Raw genomic sequence first — 11,914 nt, 5'->3', positions numbered from 1 at the left:
CGCCCGCCCCTGCTCGCCCTGCCCAGACCATCAGAGTGGCTGGGCGGGGCGACCTTCATGAAGCCCTTCGTGAGCGGACTCTGATCTGGGCTTCCCCCGCAGGCGGTAGGCTGCCGCGCGTGAAGGCGTTTCCCCTGCTGCTCTGTTCCGTTCTCCTGTGCGGCTGTCAGGACCGCGAGGCCCGCGCGGAGAACGCGGCGCTCCAGGCGCGCGTGACGGAACTGGAGGCGCAGGTGAAGGCCATGCAGGCCGAGCAGGAAACCGCCCTGCCGTCGGACGCGCAGAGCGTCACGGTGCGCGCGGCGGGGCAGACCTGCGCGAACGCCCTGACGCGCACGCTGGAAACGTTCCGGGAGGACAGCCTGGATGACCGCTACCCGTCGGCGGCGCAGACGCAGCTCCCGGCGGAGTGTGTGGACCTGCGCGTGAACTGGGTGGCGCGCAGCGAACGCGGGTACACGTTCACCGTGACGGACGACGCAGGGCGCGAACTGGCCCGCCAGAGCGGCGGAGCGACCCCTCCAGCCCCGGTCAGCGGAGGCTGAACGCGACTGGGTCGTTCCCGGTCTCCCCTTCCCGCAGGATCACGAAGGTGCTCACGCGGGTGCCCGTGAAGCCGATGATCAGCGCCCAGACGGTCGTCGGGTCGCGCTGGAAGGTGGCGCTGCGGATGTAGAACGTCTCGCCGTCCTGGGTCAGGGTGCGTTCACTGACCTGCTCGCGTTGCGCGCCGAAGGTCTGCACGCCCGCCTCGCGGTACGCGCGGAAGTCCGCCAGGGTGCCCCACTGCGCGCGGACCTCCGGCGTGAAGGCCTGCCACAGGGCGTCGAGTTTCACGGCGTAGAAGTCCGCCAGCAGGGCGCGGCCACGGGTCAGGGCGGTCTGTTCGGCGGCGACCCGGATGCTGGGAACCGCAGGGCGACTGGGGGCCTGGGGTGTGCCCTGGGCCAGGGCGGGGGTCGCCACCAGCAGGCAGAGGCTCAGGCCGACCCGGCGGCCCACGTTCTGGAAGGTGGCGTTCATGCTCCAGCGTACGCCCGGCCGGGCGGGACGCGCTGTCAGCGGGCGGACAGTTCCGGCAGCGTCTCGATCACGGCCGCCACGCCGTCCTCGTCGTTGCCCAGCGTGACCTCGTCGGCGGCGTTCAGGGCGTCGGGGTGGGCATGGGCCATCGCGACGCCGCACCCGGCCCAGGCGAGCATCTCGGCGTCGTTGGGCGCGTCCCCGAACGCCAGCACCTCGTCCTGACGGACACCCAGATGGGCGCACAGGCGTGACAGGCCCCAGGCCTTGCTGACGCCCGCCGCGAGGATCTCGATGAACGGCGCGCCGCTGTGCGTGACCGCCACTCCAGGATGGTCCAGCGCGCGGGCCTCGCGCAGCAGCTCGTCAGGGCTGAGTTCAGGGTGTCGGACGATCAGTTTCAGGCTGGGCGCGGCCAGCACGTCCGCAAGGGGCAGGGCCTGCATCTCGTGCGGGTGCCGCTTGTGGTCCTCGAAGTGCGCCAGTTCGGCGTACCCGGCCTGAGCGGCGAACACCTCGCCCCGCTCGCGGACCGACACGAACAGCAGCCCCCCGATCCGCTCGGTCAGGGCGGCCGCGACCGCCTGTTGGGCGAATGGCTCCACGTGAGCCTCGAACAGCGTCTCCCCGGTGCCCAGGTGCACGCCGTGCGCGCCGTTTCCGCACAGCGCCCAGCCGGTGAAGCCCGCCTGCGCCGCGATCAAGCCCAGACCACGCGGCTGCCGCGCCGTGACCGGCACCACCTCGATCCCGGCCGCGCGGGCCGCGTCCAGGGCCGCGCGGGTGCGGGCCCTCACCTGCAGGCCGGAGTCCAGCAGCGTGCCGTCCAGGTCCGTGGCGATCAGGCGAATCGACATGCCGGGCAGCCTACCAGTCGGCGTGCGTCCATCGGCTCAGGTCTCCAGTAGTGGCGCGTTCTCAAGCCCCAGCTGCGCCAAGCGTGTGGGCCACTGCTCGCGGGCCTGTGGATTGGTCACCATCGCCCACAGTTCAGTCAGTGGCGTGAGGGTCTGGCCGTTGCGCGTGACCGCCCAGGAATGGCCGGGTTGCGCGGCGGCCCAGGCTCCCTGCTTCAACGCGCTGAGCAGCACCCCGACCGCCAGCCAGGACACGAGCGCGTGCCGTTCGTCCCCGCCCACACCCTCATACTGCATCTGAGGGAAACGGGCCCGCAGGTGCGCGTTCAGATCAGCGCACACGCCGGGCAGGTCATGCAGGTTCAGGTGCCGCAGCGCCACGCGCAGGTCGTCGTTCTGCGCGAGTTGCTGCCAGTGGCTGGGCCAGTGCAGGTCGTTCAGTTCAGCCCAGGTCACGCCCGTCAGAGTCTTGCGCGCCCTGGGCTGATAGACCTTCTCCCCGAGCGCGTCTGCGTCCCGGAGAAGGTCGGTCGGGTGTTCGTCCCGGGGCTCGCGCGCGTCCGGCGCGGGCACGAGGTTCTCGGGAATGGTGAGAGCGCCCAGGCGGGTCCGCAGGGATGGATGGGACAGGCTGGCCTCGTGATCGGCGAGACGCTGGGACGTCCAGCCGCGCAGGCGCTCCGCCCACTCGCCGCGCAGAAAGATCCGGAATCCGTCCGCCAGCGGGACGCGGTACCCGGCCGCGGCCAGTGGGAGCACGTCCTGCTGAATGAAGGCGTCGAACAGCCACGCCTCGCGGGTGATGCGTTGCAACGCGGTCCGGGCTGCTTCGGGACCGGCGACCTGCTGCGCGGCGTGGTCGGCGGCCAGTTCCTGCGCGTGGTTCAGCCGGGCGCTCACCCGCAGGAACGCAGTGGCGATGGCGGTCATGGGCAGCGCGATCAGGTTGCCCAGCAGCAGGTACAGCACCGCGATGGTCGATACGCCCTGGGGGAGTAGCTCCACCAGGCGTTCCGGATTGCCCTGTCGGAGGCTGAGCGTGGTGCGGAACAGTCCACCGACCAGACCGGACAGCCGCCATGCCCGCGCCGAGTCGCCGCCGCCCAGATGGCCGAGTTCGTGCGCGACCACCGCGCGGACCTCTGGCTCCGGCAGGGACAGCAGCAGGGGCAGGCCCAGGCCCAGCGTCGAGCGGGCCCCACGCACTGACATGTACGCGTTCATGTCGGGCAGCAGTCGCACCTCGTCTGGCCGGTTCACCTGAAGTTGCCGGGCCACCTCGTCAATCAGGGACCGCAGGTCCGGCTGGTCGTTCAGGTTGATGACCTCCCCGAACGGTTTCGGGCGCCGTCTGGGGGCGGAAGTCCACAACAGGTGGAGCAGCAGTCCTGCTGGGAGGAGCAGCAGAAGCCAGCGGAACAGGGGGAGGAGGTCGGCCGTCCTGACCCACCAGATACACCAGAGCAGACCGGCGCACAGGGCAGCGAAATACACCCAGTACAGGGTCAGCAGGATCAGGGCCTGGCGGTAGTCACGGTTGATCCCGGGAGTGGCAGGTACGGCAGTCACGCCCTCACTCTAGAGACCACTGCAGCCCACTGTTGCCCCAGTTAACGCGCTTCCAGGATGACCACGGCCGACGCGTGTTCCTTGGTGTGCGTCAGGGTCAGGTGTGCCACCCAGCCGCGCTCGGCGAGTTCGGCGGCGATGTCGGGCGCGAAGCCCAGCACGGGCGGCGCGAACGGGAAGGGGCCGCCTGGGGTGCGGTCGCGCTGCACCCACACGTCCCGCCAGCCGTGGGGGCGCGGCCAGACCTTCTGGAAGGCTTCCTTCGCGGCGAAGCGCGCGGCGAGGCTGGGGGCGGGGTCGGTCAGGCGGGCGCAGTACTCCAGTTCGGTGGGCGCGAAGAGCTTCTCGGCGCGTTTCCCTTCACGCTCGAGCATGCGCCGGATGCGGCTGATCTCGATCAGGTCATGCCCCACGGCGACGATCATGAGGGTCAGCATAGCGGCTCGCCCGCGCCGCGCGCCCTATCCTGGGGCGCATGCCTGCCGTCGAGCCGCTGTTCCCGGACCTGCGCCTGCCGACCATCGCGGCGGCGCTGCGGGAGGCGCGGCCCGCGTGGGAGGCGCTGGGCGTGGCGCACGTGCGGGTGTTCGGGTCGGTGGCGCGCGGCGAGGCCGGGCCGGACAGTGACATCGACATCCTGATCGACTTCCGGCCCGGTCCGGCGCGGGGCCTGCTGGACCTGATGCGGGTGCGCGACCTTTTCGAGGACGTCCTGAAGCGCCGCGTGGACGTCATGACGCCCGGCGCGCTGCGCCCACCACTGCGGCGCGAGGTGCTGGAGGACGCCGTGGACGTCCTGGCGGTGCCGGAGCCTGCGCCGCGCTCGCACCGGCCGAAGCGGTGGCGCTGGCGGGTGTTCGACCTGCTGGGCACCGTCGACCGGATCGTGGCGTTCACGGACGGGCACTCCCTGACGACCTTCGAACGGGACGAGGTGGTGCGGGACGCCGTGCTGCACAACCTGACGCGGCTGGGCGAGACGACGAAGTTCATCCCGCAGAGCGTGCAGGACACCCACCCGGAGATTCCCTGGGTGCTGCTGCGCGACATTCGGAACACGGTCGCGCACGATTACTTCGGGATTGAGCCGGGCCTGATCTGGCACACGGCGCGCGTGGACCTCCCGGCGCTGCGGCCCGCGCTGCAGGCCTTGGCGGACGGCCACGAAGACACGCCCGGCGAATGACCGGGCGCGCTCTGATTCCTGGGGCAAGGTCGGTTACGCGCCCAGGGCTCGCAGGATCCGTCCGGCTTCCTCGGCGCCGCGTGGCGTGACGAAGTAGAACGCCAGTGCCAGGGCGATGTACACCGCGATCAGGAGCACGCCCTCGAACCAGGTGGTCTCGCCGTCCTTGGTGACGCTCGTGACGATCAGCGCGACGGCGATGATGGCGATGAGTTCCAGCGGGGAGCTGAACACGAGGTTCATGGGGTGCCCGAGCAGCGCCCCGATGAGGACCAGCAGCGGCGCGGTGAGCAGGGCGACCTGGATGGTGGCCCCCAGGCCGATGTTCACGGCGAGGTCCATCTGGCCCTTGCGGGCGAAGTACACGGCGGCGAGGTACTCGGCGAAGTTCCCGACGATGGCCAGCACGATGATCCCCAGGAAGAACTCGCTGAGACCCAGGGTGCTCGCGGTGGCTTCCAGCGCGCCGGAGAGCATCTCGGATTCCAGGGCGATCAGGGCGGTGCCGCCCAGCAGAACGCCCAGCGCGACCGGCAGCGACCAGGGTTTCTCCGGGCCGTGCCCGTGCCCGGCCTCGCCCTCGGGCGCGGCGAACACGTCCTTGTGGGTGACCAGGGTGTACACGAGGTTCAGGAGGTACACGACGATCAGCAGGATCGCCACGCCGATGCTCAGGCGCTCGTCGAGGTTCGCGCGGATGCCGGCCTCTGCGGCGAAGGCGGGGAGCTGCTCGGTGTAGTCGAAGATCGCCGGGAGGGTCAGGGTGATGACCGTCAGGAACAGCATGGCGGACAGCTGCCCGGCGTTCGCGGCGTTGAACTTCTGCCGCCCCCCGCCCTTCACGAAGCCCGCCGCGACGATGGCGAGGCCCAGACCCAGCAGCGCGTTCCCGATGATCGACCCGGTGATCTGTGCCTTGACGACCTGAGTGTTCCCGCTGATCAGGATGAAGATCGCGATGATGAGTTCCGCCATGTTCCCGAAGGTGACGTTCAGCAGGCCGCCGATGGTGGGTCCGGCGTGCACGGCGACGTGCTCGGTGGCCTTGCGCAGCCAGTCGGCCAGCGGCACAATCGCCAGCACGGCCGTGAAGAAGATCCACATGGGCGGGGCGTGCACGCCGTACTTCAGCAGCAGACTGACCGGGATGAACGCCAGCAGGGCTTTCATGAACATGAGCGCAGTGTAAGCGGGGGCTGCGGGCCGGGCCCCACGCAATCTTGAGGTCCCGGGCTGAAGTTCGGGGTTGAGGTTCGGCGCTACTGCCAGGGCAGCGCGGAGCGGGCCGACCAGTACTGTGCCGGAGGTTGCTTCAGGTCGCGCAGCGCGTCCGCCGGGAGGGTCAAGCGCAGCGCGGCGAGGTTCTGCGCCAGCTGCCCGGTGGTGCTCGCCCCGCTGAGCACCACGTCCGCCCAGGGCTGCGCCAGGACCGCCGCGAGGGCCACGGCGTCCGGCGTGACCCCGTGCTCGTGGGCCAGTTCGGCCAGGGGCGCGGGCACGTCGCCCTGACCGGTCAGGCCGTGGGCGGTCAGGCGGCCGTTCGCCACGCCCTCCTTCACGACGACCGTCCAGCCCGCCGCGTGCGCCTCGGCGAGGGCCGCACCCGCCGAGGATTCCAGCGCGTTCCAGGTGGCCTGCACCACGCTGAAGGGGTTCACGCCGTCCACCTGAGCCGCCAGCGCGCGGCGCAGCGTGTCCGCCTGCGCGGGGCCACTGGTGGACAGGCCCACCCGCACGCCCGACGCAGCCAGTTCCGCCAGTCGCCCCAGCACCCCGGCGTTCTCCAGTACGCCGGAGTCCAGCGTCGCCGAGTGGATCAGGTACGCGTCCGGCGCTCGCCCCAGCGCCGCCAGGGTCTCCGGCCACTGCCGGGTCAGCGTGGGGAGGTCGTGGGTCTTGACCTCGTGCGTCTGGGCGTCCACGCGCCAGTCCGCGACGTACGTGTACCCCCACTTGCTGCCCACCCGCATGTCCGCCTCCGGCCCGAGCCCGCGCGCGGTCAGCCAGTCGCCCAGGAACGCCTCTCCCAGCCCGTAACTGCGGGCCGTGTCGAAATACCGCACGCCCGCCGCCCAAGCCTCGTCCAGCACCGCCCACGCCTGCGCGCGCAGCCCATCCACGCTGCGGTCCGCGAGGTCCGCGCCGTGCCCCAGGTTGATGTACCCGGGCCGCCCCAGCGCGGCCAGTCCCAGCCCCAGTCGGGGCGCCTCAGCAGGAAGGAAGGTCATGCGTCCAGTCTGCCGCGCCGCAGCTCCTGCGCCAGCCGGTCATCCAGCGTGAGCCCCAGCCCCGCCGCCAGTTCCAGCGCCCAGTCGACCGCCGCCGCGTACCGGCGTTCCAGCTCGTCCAGCGGGCCGGTCAGCGCCGCGAAGCGCGCCAGGGCGTCTGGACTGAGTTCCTGCTCCGCGCGGCGGGTCGCGTTGCCCCAGTGCCCGGTCGCGCCCTCGTGAAGGCGTGCCAGTCGCAGCAGGCCACCCTCGACCCACCACAGCGTCTCATGGGCACGCAGCCGCTCACCGCGCGCCAGGACGTTCAGGCCCAGCACCAGCCAGTTCACGATTCGTTCCAGGGTGGCCTGCGCCTCGGCGGCCGGGTCGGGCGACCGGGCGGCCAGCGCGAGCAGGTGGCCCATCAGCTGCCCGCCTTTGTCCCGGACGCACATGGCTTCCGGGCGGACGTGCTGCGGCGTCCACGTCTCGACCTCAGGCAGGCGGGAGGCAGGGGCGACGTGCAGTTCCACGCGGCGCAGGCCGGGCAGCACCGCGACCGCCCCGCCGAACTCGGTCGTCAGGACCAGCAGGGGGTCGAGGTGCCCGCGCAGCCAGTCGGCGGCGTCCACGGCCGCGCCGGGCTTCAGGAACGCCCAGAACTCTAGTTCGCTGAACGCGTCCGCACGGCCCTGCGGCACGCTGCCGTACGCCGCCACGTGCGAGAAGCGCGCGTCGGCCCGCAGCGCGGCGCGCAGCCGGTCGTCCAGCCGCCGAAGCTCATCCAGGGCACCCTCGGTCATGCGTCCAGTCTGCCGCACCCGCTCAGGGGAGGATCGCCTCGGCCTCGATCTCCACGAGGTGCAGCGGGTCGATCAGCGCGGCGACCTGCACCATGGTCGTGGCGGGGCGGATGTCGCCGAAGACCTCGCCGTGCGCGAGGCCGATCTCCTCCCACTGGCGGATGTTCGTCACGTAGATGCGGGTGCGCACCACATCCTCCAGGCGCGCCCCGGCGGTTTCCAGGGCGCGGCGGATGATCCCGAGGATCGCGCGGGTCTGCTCGGCGGGGTCGCCCTCGCCGACGACCTCGCCGTTCACGGTGGCGGTCGTCCCGCTGACGTGCACCACGTTCCCGATCTTGACGGCGCGGGCGTAGCCGATCTTCGCTTCCCAGGGGCTGCCGCTGCTGATGTTCTGCCTCATGCCCCAGGGTAGGGGCGGGCCCGGCGCGTGGGCGGCGCACTCGTCTGCACGGGCGCTGTCACCGCGCGCGGCACAGCCGGAGCGGTTACCCCAGCGCCTTGACCTCGCCCTGCAGGGCGTCCAGTTCGGCGCGCAGTTCCCCGGAGCGGGTGTGGGCCGCGTCCAGCCGCGCCTGCTCCTGCCGGGTGAAGCGCGTGAAGGGACTGATCGCGTCGTGCAGGCGCGTGTCGGCGCGGTCCTGCTCGCGTTCGAACTCGCGCCGCACGATGCGCTCCAGGGCCTCGCGCAGTTCCGCCACGCGGTTTCGCAGCTGCCGGTGGGCCTGGATGCGTTTGTTCGGCAGGACGAACAGGCCCAGGCTGCCCAGCGTCAGGCCCGCCAGGATGCCCCCGGTGAAGTCCAGCGCGCTGGCGCCCACGAGCGCGCCGATGCCCGCACCGATCCCGACGCCGCCCGCTAGGCCGCCGATCACGCCCTTCATCGCGTCCTCCGCATCCCGCGAGAGGTTCCGGGCGAGTTCCTGCTCGGTCGTCGTCGCGAGGTGCTCGCGGGCCGACCCGGCGATGCCCTCGAGCAGCGCGGCGCGGTCGTACGAGAAGCGGGTGCGGGCCACCTCCTGGCTGGGCTGGCGGCGGATCAGGAACGCCTGCACGTCCTCCCAGAAGTGCAGGTTCGCCTCCACGAAGCGGTCGATCATCGTGCCGAACTGCCGGTCGATCGCCTCGGGCAGGTCCGCGACCGCCTCGCGCCGGAAGTCCTCCTCCAGCTCGCGGCTGTTCAGCAGGCCCCGCAGGTTCGAGAAACGCAGCCGCGCGTCGATGAAGCGGTCGGCGCGGACCTCGAACTCACTCAGGAGGCGCGCCACGCGGTTCAGCTGCCCGTCCAGTTCGCCCAGCATCGTCTCGCCGTGCGTGGCCCGCTGCGCCTCCAGATCGCCCAGGACGCGCAGGTCCTCAGTCAGGGTGGTGCGGGCCGCCTCGGCGCGGGCGGCCTCGCCGCTCAGGAGTTGCGAGACCGTGTTCAGTGGACTCAGGAGCTTCAGGCGGGTGCGTTCCGTCTCCGACAGGCGCTCCTGCAACAGGGTGCGCAGCGCCGCGAAGCCCGCGTCCCCGCCGCGCTGCTCCGCCCGTGCACTGATCAGCAGCACGGGTGGGGTCAGGCCCAGCACGCCGCGCGCGCCCGTCTCCACGAACGCGCGGACCTGCTCGCGCTGCTCGGAGGTTTCCAGCAGGTCGGCCTTGTTCACGACCATGATCACGCCACGCCCCCAGCGGGCCGCGAGCTCCAGGAACTGCCGTTCGGACTCCGTGAACGGCCGGTCCGCCGACGTCAGGAACAGCACGAGGTCCGCGCGCGGCAGGAAGCCCTCGGTCAGCGCCTGGTGCTGCCGGATGATCGCGTTCGTGCCCGGCGTGTCCACCAGCGCCACCCCCTCCAGGCTCTGTAAGGGATACGTCAGGCGACTCACGAAGGGATCGGCCGTGGGTTCCATCTGCCCCGGTTGCTCCCCGTGCACCAGCACGTAGATGCGGTCCGTGGTGGGCGTCACGCCCTCCGGCAGCACCGCCGCGCCCAGCAGGGCGTTCACGAAGGAACTCTTGCCCGCGTTGAACTCGCCCACGACCACCAGCAGGAACGCCTCGTCGAGATTCCGGAGCGCCTGCCGGGCGTGCGTGACCACCTCGGGCGGCGCGCCCTGCGCCTCCAGAAACCCCTGCACGTCCCCCAGAAGGCCCCGCTCACGCGACAGCAGTCCCTGCACCCGATCCGATACCAGCATGAGACGTAGCGTACGCGGCCGGACTGCCCACGACCTTCAGAAAATCCCCCCGGCACCTGCCATCTACCGCTGCCCCTGATGGGGGGCATCACGCCCCTGGCCAGGCAATGGGGGTATTTTTGAAAAAGTTCACAGTCTCGCTATCACGCGTGCCAGAAACTTGCAAGAGCGAATACGCGATATTTTCCACAATGACCTGGGGTCAGGCCCACCCGCCGACCGCCACAAGGAGAATCGACAGAATGATCCGTCACCTGCTTCCCGAACCGACCTCACGGCTGTCATACACATGAAGCCCCATCACACACGCCAGGGGTTTACCCTTCTGGAACTTCTGATCACCTTGGCCTTCCTGGGTATCTTGGCCAGTATTGCCGGCCTGACGTTGGTTCCCTGGATACAGAAACAACAGTTGCGTTCTGATCTGACCGATCTCACGGCCGACTTCAACTTGTACCGCACCAAAAGTATGAGCCAGGGCACGCCCTATTGCATCACTCTGGCCAGCAACCAGTACACCGTCAGCACTGGATGTGACAGTACAAAGACAGTGAAGACACAGGTCTTCCGTCGCGCACAGCTGCAACTGACGAACGTCGCCACGGTCTATGCCTTCAGCACCAAGGGCCTAGTCGAAGCGACCTCCTCAGGAGGAGCCAGGATGTCGAACACAACCATCGTGGGCAAACAGGGGACCAACAGTGGCACCGTTCTTGTCACCGCACTGGGCTTTGCGAGGTTGCTGTGAACCGAGACTCCGGGCTGACTATCGTCGAGATTCTGGTAGCCATCGTCATTGTCGGCGTGATCACCGTGGCGGTCATGCCGCTCCTGACCACATCCATGACCAGCAACTCTAGCTCACGCACCCGAACTCAGGCTGTCAGCGCCGCTGAAACATGGATGGAACGGTACCGCGACGGCCGTGAGCCTGTGCAGGCAGTGGGCAGTTGCACCGAAGGCAGCACCGACGTCATCACCTGCACCTATCCCAAAGACTTCAACTATGCCAACGACACGGCTATCACCTCACACGCGGCGGATGGAGCGTCCATGAATACGCAATTCCAGCCCTTCAAAACCGTCCTTGTGGCGACTCCAGTCAGCTCCGGCGTCAACATCACCCTCTGGGAGCTGAAAGTCACAGTCTCTTGGACCGAGAAGGAGGAAAAGAGTGTCACGGCATACACCCGCTTCACCCGCTAACACGCAGGGATTCACGCTGTTGGAGTTGCTGATTGCCGCTGCTCTAGCCTTGGTGATCCTGGGAACTGCGGGGGCCCTGCTCACCACCACCGCCAAAATTCAAACCATAGAACAGGAGCGCGTCCCACTGCAGGAAACCGTTCGCAGCAGCGTGGAAGTCATCGCGCAGGACCTGCGACAGGCGACCGGAACCCGCGTGCTGTACAGCGGGGCGAATCTGCCCAGTTCATTGCTGACTAACCTCACCACTTCACAGCAACTGAGCGTAACCATTGCAGACAACAAAGGGTACTTCACGATTCCCCAGCCTGGCGGTTACCCAAATAGCAAATCGTTTTCAAATAACGCAGTCACCGATGTCAACAGCCCCAACGCCGCTGGTAAGACCTGCGATAACCAGTTCATAGGAAATGATTGGGCTCTGGTCACCGTAGGCACATCCGTACGTTGGGTCAGGACTCACGCCACCAATCCATGCACCGGCAGTGATAAAAACGGAAACGGCAACGTCAAGCTACAGCACGCCGGCTATACACTTGACGATCTTTCCTGGTCTCCGGACAGTGCTATCATGAAAGTCAACGTCGTGCGCTACTACATCGGCACGGCCACATTAAACGGCTCAGGCGTACCTACTCTTTACCGGCAAGTGGATGACCAAGACCCGCAGGTTGTTGCCTACTACATCTCTGACCTTGCATTGGCCTACTCCCAGGATGGAATAAACTTCATCTCTACTCCTTCTGGCGTACCCCAAGCGGTGAGGATCACCCTCACTGGTCGTGAAACCAGGGCCCGAAAGGCAGGTACGCAACCCGCCACGTTCACAGTCACCAATACCGTCTCTATGCGGAGGGTTAACTTCAATGCCACGCCCTGA

Annotated in this window: 14 protein-coding genes; 5 read left to right on the top strand and 9 right to left on the bottom strand. The window is 68.8% G+C overall.

Features of this window, described 5'->3' with window-relative positions; translation table 11 throughout:
* Nucleotides 1-119 precede the first annotated feature (119 nt).
* Nucleotides 120-545, top strand: a complete 426-nt coding sequence (locus IEY69_RS14745) for a hypothetical protein (RefSeq protein WP_229783994.1) — start codon at nt 120-122, stop codon at nt 543-545.
* On the opposite strand, the gene IEY69_RS14740 is transcribed toward IEY69_RS14745, so the two are convergent.
* The 4 genes from IEY69_RS14740 to IEY69_RS14725 are packed head-to-tail and all read right to left on the bottom strand — an operon-like array spanning nt 532 to nt 3,874.
* Nucleotides 532-1,023 carry a hypothetical protein gene (locus IEY69_RS14740; protein ID WP_189073901.1) on the bottom strand — a complete coding sequence of 164 codons (492 nt, stop codon included), beginning with the start codon at nt 1,021-1,023 and terminating at the stop codon, nt 532-534. The two genes, IEY69_RS14745 and IEY69_RS14740, sit on opposite strands and share 14 nt — an antisense overlap.
* 35 nt (nt 1,024-1,058) lie before the next feature.
* The gene (locus IEY69_RS14735; protein ID WP_189073900.1) at nt 1,059-1,880 is read right to left on the bottom strand and encodes a Cof-type HAD-IIB family hydrolase; all 822 of its coding nucleotides are present in this window, start codon (nt 1,878-1,880) and stop codon (nt 1,059-1,061) included.
* A gap of 36 nt (nt 1,881-1,916) precedes the next feature.
* Complete coding sequence (locus IEY69_RS14730; RefSeq protein WP_189073899.1) at nt 1,917-3,449, bottom strand: M48 family metalloprotease; 1,533 nt, start codon at nt 3,447-3,449, stop codon at nt 1,917-1,919.
* A gap of 41 nt (nt 3,450-3,490) precedes the next feature.
* On the bottom strand, nt 3,491-3,874 hold the full coding sequence (locus IEY69_RS14725) for a 4'-phosphopantetheinyl transferase superfamily protein (RefSeq protein ID WP_189073898.1): 384 nt from the start codon (nt 3,872-3,874) through the stop codon (nt 3,491-3,493).
* A gap of 50 nt (nt 3,875-3,924) precedes the next feature.
* Between IEY69_RS14725 and IEY69_RS14720 the strand changes: the two genes are divergently transcribed.
* Nucleotides 3,925-4,635: a HepT-like ribonuclease domain-containing protein gene (locus IEY69_RS14720; protein ID WP_189073897.1), complete on the top strand. Its 711-nt coding sequence runs from the start codon at nt 3,925-3,927 to the stop codon at nt 4,633-4,635.
* Between the two features lie 33 nt (nt 4,636-4,668).
* Here the strand turns inward: IEY69_RS14720 and cax are convergent, their stop codons facing one another.
* The 5 genes from cax to IEY69_RS14695 form a co-directional block, all read right to left on the bottom strand.
* On the bottom strand, nt 4,669-5,811 hold the full coding sequence (cax, locus tag IEY69_RS14715; RefSeq protein ID WP_189073896.1) for a calcium/proton exchanger: 1,143 nt from the start codon (nt 5,809-5,811) through the stop codon (nt 4,669-4,671).
* A gap of 83 nt (nt 5,812-5,894) precedes the next feature.
* Nucleotides 5,895-6,863, bottom strand: a complete 969-nt coding sequence (locus tag IEY69_RS14710) for an aldo/keto reductase (protein ID WP_189073895.1) — start codon at nt 6,861-6,863, stop codon at nt 5,895-5,897.
* The gene (locus tag IEY69_RS14705; protein WP_189073894.1) at nt 6,860-7,645 is read right to left on the bottom strand and encodes a hypothetical protein; all 786 of its coding nucleotides are present in this window, start codon (nt 7,643-7,645) and stop codon (nt 6,860-6,862) included. The genes IEY69_RS14710 and IEY69_RS14705 overlap by 4 nt, the downstream gene beginning before the upstream one ends.
* A gap of 22 nt (nt 7,646-7,667) precedes the next feature.
* The gene (locus IEY69_RS14700) at nt 7,668-8,048 is read right to left on the bottom strand and encodes a RidA family protein (RefSeq protein ID WP_189073893.1); all 381 of its coding nucleotides are present in this window, start codon (nt 8,046-8,048) and stop codon (nt 7,668-7,670) included.
* Nucleotides 8,049-8,133: 85 nt separating this feature from the next.
* Nucleotides 8,134-9,828 (bottom strand): dynamin family protein, encoded by a 1,695-nt coding sequence (locus tag IEY69_RS14695; protein ID WP_189073892.1) that lies wholly within the window; start codon nt 9,826-9,828, stop codon nt 8,134-8,136.
* Nucleotides 9,829-10,117: 289 nt separating this feature from the next.
* Here IEY69_RS14695 and IEY69_RS14690 point away from each other — a divergent pair, with 289 nt between their 5' ends.
* The 3 genes from IEY69_RS14690 to IEY69_RS14680 are packed head-to-tail and all read left to right on the top strand — an operon-like array spanning nt 10,118 to nt 11,914.
* Entirely contained in the window at nt 10,118-10,576 is a 459-nt protein-coding gene (locus IEY69_RS14690; protein WP_189073891.1) for a pilus assembly FimT family protein, read from the top strand.
* A complete protein-coding gene (locus IEY69_RS14685; RefSeq protein WP_189073890.1) occupies nt 10,573-11,034 on the top strand; it encodes a type II secretion system protein in 462 nt (153 codons plus the stop codon). The genes IEY69_RS14690 and IEY69_RS14685 overlap by 4 nt, the downstream gene beginning before the upstream one ends.
* Nucleotides 11,003-11,914 carry a prepilin-type N-terminal cleavage/methylation domain-containing protein gene (locus IEY69_RS14680; protein ID WP_268243872.1) on the top strand — a complete coding sequence of 304 codons (912 nt, stop codon included), beginning with the start codon at nt 11,003-11,005 and terminating at the stop codon, nt 11,912-11,914. Before IEY69_RS14685 ends, IEY69_RS14680 begins: the two co-directional genes overlap by 32 nt.

Source organism: Deinococcus sedimenti, assembly GCF_014648135.1.
GTDB lineage: Bacteria > Deinococcota > Deinococci > Deinococcales > Deinococcaceae > Deinococcus > Deinococcus sedimenti.
Note: the sequence above shows the minus strand (reverse complement) of the source record. Positions and strands in the feature narration are given on the sequence as shown.